Here is a 14,212-nt window from a genome sequence, read left to right on the forward strand (position 1 = left end):
CCCCGCGCCGCGCGCCCGGGGGCCCGGGGGGCGCGGGAAGGCCTAGCCTTCCTTGCCGAGGAATGACGGCCCTTCGCCGATGATCTTCTTGTCTTCCTTGCCGATGATATCGAGATCGCGCCCCTCATAGGGTACCGACAACAGGATGCGCCGCATCACCGCCAACCGCGCGCGGCGCTTGTCATTGGCCCGCACGATGATCCATGGCGCGAATGCCTTGTGGGTGCGCTCGAACATGGTGTCGCGCGCCTTGGTGTAATCGTCCCATTTCGTGATGCCGGCGACATCGATCGGCGAGAACTTCCAGCTCTTCAGCGGGCTGTAGCGGCGATCGTGAAAACGCTCGAGCTGCGTTTCCCGGCCGATGTTCAGCCAGAATTTGAAGAAATGGATGTCGTCGTTGACGATCATTCGTTCGAAATGCGGCGTCTCGTCGAGAAACTTCTCGTGCTGCTCGGGCGTGCAGAAGCCCATCACCGGCTCGACGCCGGCGCGGTTGTACCAGGAACGGTCGAAGGTGACGAATTCGCCTGCCGTCGGGAAATGATCGACATAACGCTGGTAGTACCATTGTCCAAGTTCGGTGGGGGTTGGCTTGGTCAGCGCCACGTTGCGCGCCGTGCGCGGGTTGAGATACTGGTGCACCACGAAGATCGTGCCGCCCTTGCCGGCGGCGTCGCGGCCCTCGAACAGCGCCATCACCCGCTTCCCGGTCGCCCGCAGCCAAGCCTGCGCCTTCACCAGCTCGATCTGCAATTTCTCGAGCGTCTCGTCATAGTCGTCGCTTTTCATCTTCTTGTCGTAGGGGTAGCCGCCCGCGGTCAGCTTGTTGTCCTCGACCCAGTCCGGGAGCTCGGGATTCTCGATGTCGAACGCCCGCTCCTTGCCGTCGATCCTGATCTTCAGCGGACCTGACGTCGCTGTTGCGGGATTTTCCTTGGCCTTTTTCATCGAGACGAACCCTTTCCAGCTTACGGACTCATGCTATTGGGAGCCTCCATGCCGGTCTAGCAGGAAGTTGCCATACGGCCGGACAGCGCCCGAGAGGGCTATAGGATGCGCGGATGGCTGAGCAAAGCGCAGAGCAGGCAAGTGTGGCGCAAGCCATGGCCATCCGGCTGTGGAACAGCCGCTGGCTGCTTGCGGCCGGTGTCGTCGCGGTTCTGACAGCTTTTGCCTTTGCCAATATTTCCGCCTACGTGCTGGTGCCGGCGCTGCTCCTGTTGCTTGTCGCTGCGATGCTGCCAGCCGCAGGCCTGCGCCAGTCCGGCGAGAATGCCGCCGCGATCGAGGCGATCGGCCTGCAACGCCTGTCAGGCGAATATCTTGCGGCCGCCGTCGCCGATCCGCTGATCATTTTCGACCGCTCCGCCACCATCGTCCATGCCAACGCCGCGGCCTTTGCCGCTTTCGGCGGCATCGCACCGGGCCTGTCGCTACCGCTGAAATTCCGGGCGCCGGAAATGCAGACGCTGCTCGACAGCGTGCTGTCGGGCACGATCGCCTCCGATGTGGTCGACTATACCGAAAAGCTCCCGGTCGAACGGGCCTACCGGGTCAGCGCGTCCTCGGTCGGGCACGGCACCGACCTGTATGTGCTGGTGTTCAAGGACCAGAGCGAAACGCGCAGGATCGACCGCATGCGCGCCGATTTCATCGCCAATGCCAGCCACGAATTGCGCACCCCGCTCGCCTCGATCGCCGGTTTCATCGAAACGCTGCGCGGACCGGCCCGCAACGATCCGGCGGCGCGCGAGCAGTTCCTGCAGATCATGCAGAACCAGACCGGCCGCATGGCGCGTCTGATCGATGACCTGCTGTCATTGTCCCGGCTGGAGATGAAGCCCTATCTGAAGCCCGGAACCGAAGTCGACCTGCGCCAGACCGTCGACAGCGTCATCGATTCACTGGCCCCGCTTGCCCGCGAAAATAGCGTCGTCATCGAGCGTGATTTCGCCAAGGGACCACTCAATGTGCCGGGCGATCGCGACGAGCTGTTCCAGGTTTTCGAGAACTTGCTGGAAAACGCCTGCAAATACGGCCAGTCCGGCGGCCGTGTCGTGGTCTCGATCGCGCGCGCCGATGACGGTTCCGAACCCGGCATCGACGTCACCATCCGGGATTTCGGTCCCGGCATTCCCGAGGAGCACATTCCGCGCATCACCGAGCGCTTCTATCGCATCGATGTCGAGACCAGCCGGACCCAGAAAGGCACCGGCCTTGGCCTGTCCATCGTCAAGCACATCCTGACGCGCCACAATGCCAGGCTGACGATCAAATCCGAGGTCGGTAAGGGCGCCGCCTTCTCGGTTCATTTGCCGACGCACTGATAGTGCCCTAGTTTCCCCTGGAAGCGTTTCTTTTTTCTGTCATCCGGCTAGCGTATCAGCGGGGATTCGAGGAAACGACTCAAGAACCCGTGGGAAGGCATTTCATCCATGCAGTCCGTGCACATAATGAGCGCCTTTGACGAGGAGCTGAAATATCTGTCGAAGCGCATCGCGGCGATGGGCGGCCATGCCGAGCGCATGGTCGAGCAGGCGGTCGCCGCTCTCGTCAATGCCGATCCTGGGCTGGCCCAGAAGGTCATTAACGACGATGCAGTGCTGGATGAGGGGCAGCGCGAGATCGACGACAAGGCGATCATCATCATCGCCAAGCGCCAGCCGATGGCGACCGACCTGCGCGAGATCGTCGGCGCCATCCGCATTTCGGCCGACCTCGAACGCGTCGGCGACCTCGGCAAGAACGTCGCCAAGCGGGTGGTCGCCGTCACCGACGGCCGCCAGCCGACCAGCCTGTTTCGCGGTCTGGAGGCCCTGGCCAATCTGGCGCTGACCCAGCTCAAGGAAGTTCTCGACGTCTACGCATCGCGCTCGGTCGACAAGATCGGCTTCGTGCGCGACCGTGACGATCAGATCGATGCCATGTACACGTCGCTGTTTCGCGAATTGCTGACCTACATGATGGAAGATCCTCGCAACATCACGCCCTGCACGCATCTTCTGTTCTGCGCCAAGAACATCGAGCGCATCGGCGATCATGCCACCAACATCGCCGAGACCATCTATTACATCGTCACCGGCGACCAGATGCCGGCCGAGCGGCCGAAAGGCGACAAGACGGACAAGATCAGCCTTTCGGCGCCGCTTCCGGCGAAATGAACGTTCATCCTCTCGAACGCCAGATCATATTGCGCTAAACTATCCCGGCGTTAAGCTTCTCAGGCCTTGATAAGGGGCCTGCTTTCAGGAGGCTGCGATGGAATATGTCCGAGAGTTCAAGCCCGCGGCGCCGACATCAGGCATCATCGCCTCCAGTGTCTACATGGCCGGGCGGCGCATCGCGGACATTCCGATCGAGGAAGCCGGCGAATGGGCCAAGAAATCGGGACATGTCGTCTGGATCGGGCTGCTCGAACCGGATCGCGAGCTTCTGTTGCGCGTCCAGGCCCAGTTCCATCTGCATGAGCTGGCGATCGAGGATGCAGAGCATCCGCACCAGCGGCCGAAGATCGAGCAATATGGCGATGCGCTGTTCATCGTCGCCCGCACCGCGCAATTGATCGAAGGACGGGTGACTTTCGGCGAGACGCATCTATTCGTCGGCTCGGGCTACATCGTCAGCGTCAGGCACGGCCCGTCGACCTCCTACGCCGCCGTGCGCCAGCACTGGGAAAGCTGCCCGCATTCGCTGGCCAAGGGCGAGGATTTCGTTCTCTACGCCATTCTCGATTTCATCGTCGACAACTACATGCCGGTGCTCGAACAGATCGAGGACGAGGTCGAGGTGATCGAGGACCGGGTGCTTTTGAAGCCGATGACCGGCCCCGATATCGAGCGGCTCTACATGCTGCGCCGCGATCTGCTGCGCCTGCGCAATGCGGCGCTTCCGCTGGTGGAGGTCTGCCGCCGCCTGACCAGCGCCGACCTGCCGCAGATCCATTCAGCCATGCACCCGCTCTTTCGCGACGTGACGGATCACATCCGCACCGTCCAGGAAAAGATCGACAGCCTGCGCGAGGTGCTGGCCTTCGCCTTCGAGGCGAGCCTGCTGGTCGGTCAGAGCCAGGAAACGGCGATTTCCAAGAAACTCGCCTCATGGGCGGCCATATTGGCGGTGCCGACGGCGTTCGCCGGCATCTACGGCATGAACTTCACCGACATGCCGGAACTGAAGATGGAATATGGCTACCCCATCGTGCTGGCCACCATCGCGGCGATCTGCGCGTTTCTCTACTGGCGGTTTCGCAAGAATGGGTGGCTGTGAAAGGAGGCCAGTAGAAATTAGTGAGGAGTGAACAGTGCTCCACGCTCCCCATTTCACTACTCACTACTCACCGGTTCCGCCGCCGCTCCGCCGCTGGCTGGAAGGCCACGCGGGCGTGGTACTTGCAATAAGGACCGGTTTCGGCGGCCTCGTTGCCGCAGAAGTTGAAGTCCTCCGATAGCGGATCGCCGTTCGGCCATTTGCAGGTGCGCTCGGTCAGCTCGACGAGTTGCAGATGCCGTGAGATCGGTACCACGACATTCTCGACTGGGCGGATATAGTGCCGCGCCACCGGCTCGGCGTCGAATTGCGTCTGAAGGGCGGTCGCGCCGATCGATGTCGTGACGTGGCGAGCCGTGCTCGCGGCGCGCGCCACCGATTTCTGAACGGTCGAGCCCTGTGTCGTCTTCTTCTGGCGTGCCGGCGTCGCCGTTGCGCGGCCGCGGCCCGACAGCTTCAGACGGTGCACCTTGCCGATGACGGCATTTCGGCTCACCCCTCCAAGCTGGGCAGCAATCTGGCTTGCGCTCAGACCCTCCGACCACAATTTTCTGAGAAGTTCGACCCGCTCGTCAGTCCAGTTCATGAGACCGCGCTCCTGCTAAGCGTGCGGCAATCAGAATCCTTTCCCGACCCAGCACCACTGCTGGGGCAGACACCACATATATCTGGTGATTAGGTCCGCCGCACGAAATCTAGTTATTTCTCGACTACAATTACCTTATGCGCAGACTCGGTGACAAGAGTCCCAAGTGCAACACGAATCGGTTTTTTCGGTTTTCCCCAACTTGCCGGTCGCTTATGAGCCGGCGTCTCGTCAGGGGGCTTGCCGCGTGCCACTACGCGACCTTTTCGTTGACTTCATGGCCGAAAAACACGATAAGCCGCACAAGGCCGCCGCTTTGGCGGCTTTTTTGATTTTCCGGTACCGGAGACGCATATAATGAGCGGTTCGGCGCTTTACGAGACCTTTGCTCGCGCTCCCCTGGCTTTCGACCACGGGGAAGGCACTTGGCTGGTTACCGACAAGGGCGAGCGATATCTCGATTTCGCCGGCGGCATCGCGGTCAATTCGCTCGGCCATGGCCATCCGCATCTGGTCGCTGCGCTGACCGAGCAGGCGGCAAAGCTGTGGCACGTCTCCAATCTCTACGAGATTCCCGGGCAGAGCCGGCTTGGCGAGCGCCTGGCCGATGCCACATTCGCCGACAAGGTGTTCTTCACCAATTCCGGCGCCGAGGCGCTGGAATGCGCGATCAAGACGGCGCGGCGCTACCATTTCGTCAAGGGGCATCCCGAGCGCTTCCGCGTCATCACCTTCGAAGGCGCCTTCCATGGCCGCACGCTGGCGACCATCGCGGCCGGCGGCCAGTACAAATACCTCGAAGGCTTCGGCCCCAAGGTCGAAGGCTTCGACCAGGTCGGCTTCGACGACATCGATGCCGCCGAGAAGGCGATTACGCCGGAAACCGCCGCGATCCTGATCGAACCGGTGCAGGGCGAGGGCGGCATCCGCCCGGTCCCGACGCAGTCCCTGAAGCGACTGCGGCAGCTTTGCGACCAGCACGGCCTGTTGTTGATCTATGACGAGGTCCAGTGCGGCATCGGCCGCACCGGAAAGCTGTTCGCGCATGAATGGTCAGGTGTTGCGCCCGACATCATGGCGATCGCCAAAGGCATTGGCGGCGGCTTCCCGATGGGCGCTTGCCTTGCAACCGACGAAGCAGCTGTCGGCATGACGGCTGGCGTGCACGGCACCACATTCGGCGGCAATCCGTTGGCCATGGCGGTCGGCAACGCCGTGCTCGACGTGGTGCTGGAAGAGGGCTTCCTCGAAGACGTCCAGCGCAAGGCATTGCTGATCAAGCAGGGCCTGGCGGCGATCGCCGACGAGTTTCCCGATGTCATCGAAGACATCCGGGGCACCGGCCTCATGCTTGGCCTCAAATGCGCCATGCCCAACACCAAAGTGAACATGGCGCTGCGCGACCAGCATTTGCTGGCGGTTCCGGCCGGCGACAACGTCATTCGCCTGCTGCCGCCGCTCACCGTCACCGACGCCGAGATCCACGAAGCGCTCAACCGCATCCGCGCCGGTGCCAAAGGCCTGGCGGATGCCATCGCCGTGGCCGCCGCGAAGTAATTCCGGAAAATTGCCGATGTCAGTTCGCCATTTCACCGATCTTTCCACCGTTTCCGAAGGCGACCTGCGCTTCATGCTGGACGACGCGGTGGTGCGAAAGGCGCGCCTCAAGGCCGGCGAGCGGACCCGGCCGCTCGAAGGCAAGGTGCTGGCGATGATCTTCGACAAGCCGTCGACGCGCACGCGCGTCTCCTTCGATGTCGGCATGCGCCAGCTCGGCGGCGAGACCATCATGCTGACCGGCACCGAAATGCAGCTTGGCCGCTCCGAAACCATCGCCGACACCGCCAAGGTTCTGTCGCGCTATGTCGACGCGATCATGATCCGCACCACCTCGCATGAACGGTTGCTGGAGCTGACCGAGAACGCCACGGTTCCGGTGATCAACGGGCTGACGGATGACACCCATCCTTGCCAGCTGATGGCAGACATCATGACTTTCGAGGAGCATCGCGGTCCGGTGGCCGGCAAGACCATCGCCTGGACCGGCGACGGCAACAATGTGCTGCATTCGCTGCTCGAGGCCTCGGCACGGTTCCGCTTCAACCTCAACGTCGCCGTGCCCGAAGGCAGCGAGCCGGCGCAGAAGCATATCGACTGGTCCAAGGCGCATGGCGGCAAGCTGCACTTCACCCGTTCGCCCGAGGAAGCCGTCGACCAGGCCGACTGCGTCGTCACCGATTGCTGGGTGTCGATGGGTCAGGAGCATCGCGCCCGCGGCCACAACGTCTTCTCGCCCTACCAGGTCAATGCCAAGCTGATGGCGCATGCCAAGCCGGACGCGCTGTTCATGCACTGCCTGCCGGCGCATCGCGGCGAGGAAGTCACCGACGAGGTCATCGACGGACCCCATTCGGTGGTCTTCGACGAAGCCGAGAACCGGCTCCACGCTCAGAAGGCGGTGCTTGCCTGGTGTCTTGGGGCATGAAGTATCTTGGGGCTTGAAGTGGCTTGGGGTTTGAAAGGTCCGGGCGCTTGATCTGCGGAGGCGCGATGCCTATCTGCGCCGCATCACGCAAATCAAGCGCGTTTGGACGCATGCACCCCAGGGGGCGGCATGGCCGCGCCCTGGAGCTTTGTCATGTTGGAAACGCATCAAGTGACTGAACATCACCCCAAACTCGGCGAGTTCGGCTATGCCGGCGACGACCATGTCGTGCCGTTCGAGGTCGGCCCGCTCGACGTACGCGGCCGTACCGTGCAACTCGGGCCGATGCTCGACGCCATTCTCAGCCGCCACGATTATCCCGAGCCGGTCGCGCGCCTTCTGGCGGAAGCCTGTGTGCTGACGGTGCTGCTCGGCACCTCGCTCAAATTCGAGGGCAAGTTCATCCTGCAGACCCGCACCGATGGGCCGGTCGACATGCTGGTGGCGGATTTCACCACGCCGTCGGCGCTGCGTGCCTATGCGCGCTTCGATGCCGATCGCCTCGAGGCACTGGTCGCCGCAGGCGAAACGTCCCAGCAGACACTGCTCGGCGGCGGCGTGCTGGCACTGACCATCGACCAGGGCGCCCATACGCAGCGCTATCAGGGTATCGTCCAGCTCGACGGCGAAACGCTGGAAGACGCGGCGCGCACCTATTTCCGCCAGTCGGAGCAGATCCCGACGGATATCAGGCTGTCCGTGGCCAAGCTGTTGACGCCCGGCGTCGGCGGCGCGCGCGAACAATGGCGCGCCGGCGGTATCCTGGCGCAGTTCCTGCCGCAGGCGTCCGATCGCATGCGCGTTCCGGACCTGCACGGCGGCGATGGCGATCCGCGCGAGGAGATCCATGATCCCACCGACAATTCCTGGCAGGAATTGCTGGCGCTGCTCGGCACCATCGAGCCGACTGAGCTGATCGATCCGACGATCGGTACCGAACGGCTGCTCTATCGCCTGTTCCACGAGCATGGCGTGCGGGTTTTCGGCGGCGTTCCCGTCGCCGACCAGTGCTCATGCTCGCGCGACAAGATCCGCGGCATCCTCGAGGGCTTCTCCGCGCAGGAGATCAAGGACAGCACCGAGGAGGGCGGCATCCACGTCGCCTGCGAATTCTGCTCGACACAGTACGACTTCGATCCGGCGGAATTTGCCGCGCAATAAAGCCAGTCCTTCTCCTCGTAAAACGGGGAGAAGGACGCTAATTCACCGTACGCCTGGTCCCCGGCAGATCCAGCGAAAATGCCGGGATGGCGATGTCGAAAGTCTCGCCGCGCTTGTTGCGCATCGTGTAGTGCCCGACCATGATGCCTGATGGCGTCGAGAGCGGGCAGCCGGACGTGTATTGATAGCTGTCGCCGGGATTGAGTTCGGGCTGGTCGCCGACGACGCCCGGGCCACGCACTTCCTCGACCCGGCCGGCACCGTCGGTGATGTGCCAATAACGCGACAGAAGCTGCACGAATTCGTCCGACTGGTTGTCGATCGTTATCTGATAACCCCAGACATAGCGGTTCTCGGAAGGATCGGAGCGGTCCTCGAGGTAGAACGGCCTGACCTGCACTTCGATGTTGCGCGTGACGGCGCGGTACATAAGCGGCTCCAAAACGATCCGATACCTTTCGGCGCTCCCGGCGAGCAGATCAACGAGCGCGTCTTGTCGCGCCTCGTCTTGAAACGCAGGTGCCGGCAAAGAATGTCATTTAAGTGACACATGACAATGATGGGGTGCGCCGACCAATGCCGGGCGACTCGGGCGCTCTGTCGAACTGTCGAAAACGGCCGCCACACCGGCTGGTTTTTCTGGAGTGACCGGATCTCGATGGAACTCACTCTCATAACCGCCTCGCTGTCGTCCGCTCTCATTGCCTCAAACCTCGCCAGCATTCTGCTCGCCGCCTCACAGCTGAGACGGCGCACCACGATCGCACCGCCGGCCGGCAAATCGCCGCCGGTATCGATCGTCATACCCTCGCGCGGCGTCGAGCCGTTCACGCAGGAGACGCTGGAGCGCGCTTTCTCGCTCGACTGGCCGCGCTACGAGCTGATCTTCTGCGTTGCCCATGGCGACGATCCGGTGGTCAGGTTGATCCGCGCCGCCCTTGGCCGCTTTCCAAAAGTGCCGGCCCGGCTGTTGATCGGTGACGACCGCGTCAGCGCCAATCCCAAGCTCAACAATTGCGTCAAGGGTTGGGAAGCCGCGCGGCACAACTGGGTCGTCCTCGCCGACTCCAACGTGCTGATGCCGAGAGACTACATCCAGCATCTGATGGCGGCGTGGCAGCCGGATACCGGCCTTGTCTGCTCGACACCGATCGGCTCGCGGCTGGAGGGCTTCTGGGCCGAGGTCGAATGCGCCTTCCTCAACACGCTGCAGGCCCGCTGGCAATATGCCGGCGAGGCGCTCGGCCTTGGCTTCGCCCAGGGCAAGAGCATGTTGTGGAACAAGCCGATGCTGGATGCCAATGGCGGCATCCGCGCGCTGGCCGCCGAAATCGCCGAGGACGCCGCCGCGACCAAGCTGGTCAATGGGCTTGGCCTATGCGTCAATCTCGTCGCGGCACCCTTCGAGCAGCCGCTTGGCAGGCGCACGCTTGGCACGATCTGGTCACGCCAGGCCCGCTGGGCGCGCCTGCGCCGCGTAACCTTCCCGCGGTTCTTCGCGCCGGAAATCCTGACGGGCGCGGTGGTGCCGCTGGCGCTTGCGCTGGTTGCGGCGGCAAGCGCCGGCTTCAGCCTGCCGCTGACGGCCATCGCCGTGCTGGCGGCCTTTTATCTACCGGAATGCGCCCTGGCCTGGTCCGAGGGCTGGCACCTGTCGCCGCGCACGGTCGCGGCGATGATTGCGCGGGACTTGATGCTTCCAACCATGTGGGCGCGCGGCTGGCTCGGCGGCGCCGTCGACTGGCGCGGCAATGCGATAATCATCGGCACCAAGGCCGCCGAACTGGAAGATGCGTCGTCGCGCGCCTGATCGCGGCGCGGACGACGCTGCCTCGACGGCTCCCTATTCGGCGGCCTTCAGCGCCTGGGCGATGTCTTCCAGAAGGTCGTCGGTATCCTCCAGGCCGACCGACAGCCTGAGCGTTCCTGGCCCGATGCCGAGTTCGGCGCGCGCCTCTTCGCTCAAATTCTTGTGCGTGGTCGTCGCCGGATGGGTGATCAGGCTCTTGGCGTCGCCGAGATTGTTCGAGATCAGCACGATGTCGAGCGCGTTCTGCAGGGCGAAAGCCGCCTGCTTGCCGCCCTTGACGTCGAGGCAGATCAGCGTCGAGCCGCCCGACATCTGCTTCTTGACGATCTCGGCCTGCGGATGGTCGGCGCGGCCGGGATAGATGACGCGGGCAATCTGCGGCTGCTCGGCGAGGAAATCCGCGATCTTGCCGGCGCTCTCCGTCTGCTGGCGCACACGCAGCGGCAGTGTCTCCAGGCCCTTCAGCAGTGTCCAGGCGTTGAAGGGCGACAGGCTGGGGCCGGTGTGGCGGAAATAGTCATGCAAATTCTCGTCGATCCACTTCTTGTCCGACAGGATCACGCCGCCGAGACAGCGGCCCTGGCCATCGATGTGCTTGGTGGCCGAATAGACGACGATATGCGCGCCGAGCTGCAACGGCTTCTGCTGGAGAGGCGTGGCAAAGACATTGTCGACGACAAGCCGCGCGCCGATCGAATTGGCGAGCGCAGCCACAGCGGCGATGTCGACCACTTCCAATGTCGGATTGGTCGGGCTTTCCAGGAAGAACAGCTTGGTGTTGGGCCTGACCGCCTTTTCCCAGTTGGCGATATCGGTGCCGTCGACCAGCGTCGCCTCGATGCCGTAGCGCGGTGCCAGCGTCTCGACCACCCAACGGCAGGAGCCGAACAGCGCGCGCGCCGCCACGATGTGGTCACCGGCCTTGACGCTGCAAAGAAGGGCCGCCGTCACCGCCGCCATGCCCGATGCCGTGGCGCGCGCATCCTCGGCGCCTTCGAGCGCACACATGCGCTTTTCAAACATGTCGACGGTCGGATTGGCGTAGCGCGAATAGATGAAGCCCGGCTCCTCGCCCTTGAAGCGGGCTTCGGCGGCTTGCGCCGTTTGATAGACATAGCCCTGGGTTAGGTACATCGCCTCGGAGGTCTCGCCGAAGCCGGAACGCAGGGTTCCGCCATGCACGAGGGCTGTTTGAGGCTTCCAGTTGCGCTTCTTGCTGCTCATTGCTTTTGTTCCAGACACAAAAAAACCGGTCGCGAAAGTCGCAACCGGTCCATACGGCCTCGCGGCCAACGGTCCTTTAGCGACTTGTTTAACGTGGCTGCAAGCCGACCGGCCAAATCACCACGGGATAACGACCCTTTAGACCCGTACCACGCTTGCGTCAATTGCCGGCTTCATTAAGAGGTTTGTACCAAGCAGGTTCCGCAAAACTGTTTCACGGTTTTGCGGGGAGAACCTGCGGCAGGAAAATCGTCTGGCCTAGGAGCGGAGCCTTGCGGCAGACAGGCATTCTTCCCGATCAGGATATCTCGGCGCTGTTCCAGTCCGGCGCGCTGAAGTCGCCGCGCGCGCTCGATGCCGACCAGATCCAGCCGGCCAGCCTCGATCTCAGGCTCGGCGACAAGGCCTGGCGGGTGCGGGCGTCCTTCCTGCCGGGTCCGGATCATCGGGTTGCCGACAAACTCGATCGGCTGAAGCTGCATGAGTTCAGCCTCGCCGATGGCGCCGTGCTGGAAACGGGCTGTGTTTACATCGTGCCGCTGCTGGAAAGCCTTGCGCTGCCCCCAACCGTGTCCGCCTCGGCCAATCCGAAGAGTTCGACCGGGCGGCTCGACATTTTCACCCGCGTCATGACCGACCGTGGCCACGAGTTCGACAAGATCGCCGCCGGCTACAACGGTCCGCTTTACCTGGAAGTCAGCCCGCGCACCTTCCCGATCGTCGTGCGCACCGGCTCGCGCCTGTCGCAGATCCGCTTCCGCACCGGCAACGCGCTGCTCTCGGAAGCCGAATTGCATGAATTGCACCGCGCGCAGATGCTGGTCGCCACCGAGCCGCCGAATATTTCGGGCGGCGGCATCGCGCTGTCGATCGATCTCAAGGGCGACGGTGACGGGCTGGTCGGCTATCGCGGCAAGCATCACACCGGCCTTGTCGATGTCGACAAGCGCGCCGCGCAGGACGTCGTCGATTTCTGGGAACCCATCCACAAGAGCGGTGCCGGCGAACTGGTGCTCGATCCGGACGAATTCTACATTCTCGTCAGCCAGGAGGCGGTGCATGTGCCGCCGCTCTATGCTGCCGAGATGACGCCCTTCGACCCGCTGGTCGGCGAATTTCGCGTCCATTATGCCGGCTTCTTCGATCCGGGCTTCGGCCATTCGGCGGCCGGTGGCACCGGCAGCCGGGCGGTGCTTGAAGTGCGCAGCCACGAAGTGCCGTTCATCCTCGACCATGGCCAGATCGTCGGCCGGCTGGTCTACGAGCACATGCTGAAGCGGCCGCAGGCGCTCTACGGCACCGATCTCGGCTCCAACTACCAGGCACAGGGCCTGAAGCTCTCCAAGCATTTCCGCGCCGCGCGCTGAACCCCGATTGCCGCCAGGCAAGATACTTGCCTGCCGGCACATCATGCGTGGCTGGCCTGTCGGTCGCCGGTATGGCGGCGCTCAAGGCGAACAAGAAAATGCAGATCTCGAAATGGATCCTGTCGGCGGCAGGCGCCGCCCGGCGCTGTAAGCCACGGAGGAAGAACAGGCGAGGGATAGGGCCAAGCCCGCTAAGATGAAACCAAGCCCCATCCCGTTCATTTTCTCTCCCAGGATATTGGCGCTATCTCAAAGCGCCTTCACCGCCACCTTCACTGGTTTTTCGATCTCGAGCGGGTTGCGCAGCGGCAGGCCGAAATCCCCGGCCTCAATCTCGAACACATCGCCGGCCTCGGTCTTGACGCCGTCGGCGAAGGACAGTGTCGCGGTGCCGAACATATGCACATGCACGTCGCCCGGCTGGCGGAACGCCGAATATTTGAAGTGATGGTGTTCCAGATTGGCGATGGTGTGCGACATGTTCGCTTCGCCCGACAGGAACGGCTTTTCCCATAGCGTCTTGCCGTCGCGCACGATGCGCGAGGTGCCGCGGATGTCGGAAGGCAGGTCGCCGATCAGGATCTCCGGTCCGAACGAGGCGTTGCGCAGCTTGGAGTGGGCGAGGAAGAGATAGTTCACCCGCTCGGTCACGTGGTCGGAAAACTCGTTCGACAGCGTGAAGCCGACGCGGAAGGCGGCGCCGTCATCGCCGATGACATAGATGCCGGCGATCTCTGGTTCCTCGCCGGCGTCCTTGGCGAAGGCCGGTGACAGGAGTGCGGCACCCGGCGCCACGGCCATCGTGCCGTTGCCCTTGTAGAACCATTCCGGCTGCACGCCGACCTGGCCCTTGGCGGGCTTGCCCCCCTCCAGTCCCATGCGGAACATCTTCATGGAATCAGTGAGCTGCTCCTCGCCATCGGTGCTGAGCTTCTTGTGCATGGAATCGCGCGTCGCCGCCGAGCCGAGATGGGTCAGGCCGGTGCCGGTGAGGTGCAGATGCGCCGGGTCGGGGTGATTGATCGGCGACAACAGCCGCCCCTTCTTGTAGGCGGCATCGAGGTCGACCGTCTCGCCGAGCCCCTTGCGCTCGATCAGGGTGGCCAGGCCGACGCCGGTGCGGGCCGCCTCCATCGCCAGCGAATAGACGCTGCGGGCGCCGTTGATGATCCGGGTCTTGCCGCCATTGCGGGCAACGACGCGGATGGTCTCGGCGTCATCGAGAATCTGCGAGATCAGCATGATCAATCCTCTCTCATGTGCGTTGGCATGGCTGCCGCCGCGGCAAACCTTCCCAAGCGCGGCTGGGA

Annotated in this window: 13 protein-coding genes and 1 riboswitch; of the genes, 8 read left to right on the plus strand and 5 right to left on the minus strand. The window is 63.3% G+C overall.

Going from position 1 to position 14,212, the window contains the following annotated elements; all coding sequences use genetic code 11:
• Window positions 1-42 precede the first annotated feature (42 nt).
• Entirely contained in the window at window positions 43-951 is a 909-nt protein-coding gene (ppk2, locus tag FJV80_RS30130; RefSeq protein ID WP_142878169.1) for a polyphosphate kinase 2, read from the minus strand.
• Window positions 952-1,064: 113 nt separating this feature from the next.
• Between ppk2 and FJV80_RS30135 the strand changes: the two genes are divergently transcribed.
• The 3 genes from FJV80_RS30135 (at window position 1,065) to FJV80_RS30145 (ending at window position 4,269) form a co-directional block, all read left to right on the plus strand.
• Window positions 1,065-2,330, plus strand: a complete 1,266-nt coding sequence (locus FJV80_RS30135; RefSeq protein WP_142878170.1) for an ATP-binding protein — start codon at window positions 1,065-1,067, stop codon at window positions 2,328-2,330.
• A gap of 108 nt (window positions 2,331-2,438) precedes the next feature.
• On the plus strand, window positions 2,439-3,164 hold the full coding sequence (phoU, locus tag FJV80_RS30140; RefSeq protein ID WP_095771886.1) for a phosphate signaling complex protein PhoU: 726 nt from the start codon (window positions 2,439-2,441) through the stop codon (window positions 3,162-3,164).
• A gap of 97 nt (window positions 3,165-3,261) precedes the next feature.
• On the plus strand, window positions 3,262-4,269 hold the full coding sequence (locus tag FJV80_RS30145; RefSeq protein ID WP_095771887.1) for a magnesium and cobalt transport protein CorA: 1,008 nt from the start codon (window positions 3,262-3,264) through the stop codon (window positions 4,267-4,269).
• 67 nt (window positions 4,270-4,336) lie between these two features.
• Here FJV80_RS30145 and FJV80_RS30150 read toward each other — a convergent pair whose 3' ends face one another.
• Window positions 4,337-4,855: a GcrA family cell cycle regulator gene (locus FJV80_RS30150; protein WP_019863137.1), complete on the minus strand. Its 519-nt coding sequence runs from the start codon at window positions 4,853-4,855 to the stop codon at window positions 4,337-4,339.
• A gap of 357 nt (window positions 4,856-5,212) precedes the next feature.
• On the opposite strand from FJV80_RS30150, the gene FJV80_RS30155 reads away from it, so the two are divergent.
• From FJV80_RS30155 to FJV80_RS30165, 3 genes are all read left to right on the plus strand, one after another.
• Window positions 5,213-6,412: an aspartate aminotransferase family protein gene (locus FJV80_RS30155; protein ID WP_095771889.1), complete on the plus strand. Its 1,200-nt coding sequence runs from the start codon at window positions 5,213-5,215 to the stop codon at window positions 6,410-6,412.
• A 16-nt stretch (window positions 6,413-6,428) separates the two neighbouring features.
• Complete coding sequence (gene argF / locus FJV80_RS30160) at window positions 6,429-7,340, plus strand: ornithine carbamoyltransferase (RefSeq protein ID WP_095198318.1); 912 nt, start codon at window positions 6,429-6,431, stop codon at window positions 7,338-7,340.
• Window positions 7,341-7,469: 129 nt separating this feature from the next.
• On the plus strand, window positions 7,470-8,501 hold the full coding sequence (locus FJV80_RS30165) for an Hsp33 family molecular chaperone (protein ID WP_142878171.1): 1,032 nt from the start codon (window positions 7,470-7,472) through the stop codon (window positions 8,499-8,501).
• Between the two features lie 37 nt (window positions 8,502-8,538).
• Here the strand turns inward: FJV80_RS30165 and apaG are convergent, their stop codons facing one another.
• On the minus strand, window positions 8,539-8,931 hold the full coding sequence (gene apaG / locus FJV80_RS30170; protein ID WP_010913396.1) for a Co2+/Mg2+ efflux protein ApaG: 393 nt from the start codon (window positions 8,929-8,931) through the stop codon (window positions 8,539-8,541).
• 228 nt (window positions 8,932-9,159) lie between these two features.
• Between apaG and FJV80_RS30175 the strand changes: the two genes are divergently transcribed.
• The gene (locus FJV80_RS30175; protein ID WP_142878172.1) at window positions 9,160-10,311 is read left to right on the plus strand and encodes a ceramide glucosyltransferase; all 1,152 of its coding nucleotides are present in this window, start codon (window positions 9,160-9,162) and stop codon (window positions 10,309-10,311) included.
• 33 nt (window positions 10,312-10,344) lie between these two features.
• On the opposite strand, the gene FJV80_RS30180 is transcribed toward FJV80_RS30175, so the two are convergent.
• Complete coding sequence (locus FJV80_RS30180) at window positions 10,345-11,535, minus strand: O-succinylhomoserine sulfhydrylase (RefSeq protein WP_142878173.1); 1,191 nt, start codon at window positions 11,533-11,535, stop codon at window positions 10,345-10,347.
• A gap of 56 nt (window positions 11,536-11,591) precedes the next feature.
• Window positions 11,592-11,669, minus strand: a riboswitch (SAM riboswitch).
• A 138-nt stretch (window positions 11,670-11,807) separates the two neighbouring features.
• Here FJV80_RS30180 and FJV80_RS30185 point away from each other — a divergent pair.
• Window positions 11,808-12,902 (plus strand): 2'-deoxycytidine 5'-triphosphate deaminase, encoded by a 1,095-nt coding sequence (locus FJV80_RS30185; RefSeq protein WP_095771893.1) that lies wholly within the window; start codon window positions 11,808-11,810, stop codon window positions 12,900-12,902.
• 249 nt (window positions 12,903-13,151) lie between these two features.
• On the opposite strand, the gene araD1 is transcribed toward FJV80_RS30185, so the two are convergent.
• A complete protein-coding gene (gene araD1, locus FJV80_RS30190) occupies window positions 13,152-14,144 on the minus strand; it encodes an AraD1 family protein (protein ID WP_095771975.1) in 993 nt (330 codons plus the stop codon).
• Window positions 14,145-14,212 lie beyond the last annotated feature (68 nt).

It is taken from the genome of Mesorhizobium sp. WSM4310 (genome assembly GCF_007003935.1).
Lineage (GTDB): Bacteria > Pseudomonadota > Alphaproteobacteria > Rhizobiales > Rhizobiaceae > Mesorhizobium.

Excerpts from the sequence above, each read along its gene's own strand:
- ppk2 (WP_142878169.1), bottom strand. The coding sequence starts at position 951 with ATGAAAAAGGCCAAGGAAAATCCCGCAACAGCGACGTCAGGTCCGCTG.
- FJV80_RS30135 (WP_142878170.1), top strand. The coding sequence starts at position 1,065 with ATGGCTGAGCAAAGCGCAGAGCAGGCAAGTGTGGCGCAAGCCATGGCC.
- phoU (WP_095771886.1), top strand. The coding sequence starts at position 2,439 with ATGCAGTCCGTGCACATAATGAGCGCCTTTGACGAGGAGCTGAAATAT.
- FJV80_RS30145 (WP_095771887.1), top strand. The coding sequence starts at position 3,262 with ATGGAATATGTCCGAGAGTTCAAGCCCGCGGCGCCGACATCAGGCATC.
- FJV80_RS30150 (WP_019863137.1), bottom strand. The coding sequence starts at position 4,855 with ATGAACTGGACTGACGAGCGGGTCGAACTTCTCAGAAAATTGTGGTCG.
- FJV80_RS30155 (WP_095771889.1), top strand. The coding sequence starts at position 5,213 with ATGAGCGGTTCGGCGCTTTACGAGACCTTTGCTCGCGCTCCCCTGGCT.
- argF (WP_095198318.1), top strand. The coding sequence starts at position 6,429 with ATGTCAGTTCGCCATTTCACCGATCTTTCCACCGTTTCCGAAGGCGAC.
- FJV80_RS30165 (WP_142878171.1), top strand. The coding sequence starts at position 7,470 with ATGGCCGCGCCCTGGAGCTTTGTCATGTTGGAAACGCATCAAGTGACT.
- apaG (WP_010913396.1), bottom strand. The coding sequence starts at position 8,931 with ATGTACCGCGCCGTCACGCGCAACATCGAAGTGCAGGTCAGGCCGTTC.
- FJV80_RS30175 (WP_142878172.1), top strand. The coding sequence starts at position 9,160 with ATGGAACTCACTCTCATAACCGCCTCGCTGTCGTCCGCTCTCATTGCC.
- FJV80_RS30180 (WP_142878173.1), bottom strand. The coding sequence starts at position 11,535 with ATGAGCAGCAAGAAGCGCAACTGGAAGCCTCAAACAGCCCTCGTGCAT.
- araD1 (WP_095771975.1), bottom strand. The coding sequence starts at position 14,144 with ATGCTGATCTCGCAGATTCTCGATGACGCCGAGACCATCCGCGTCGTT.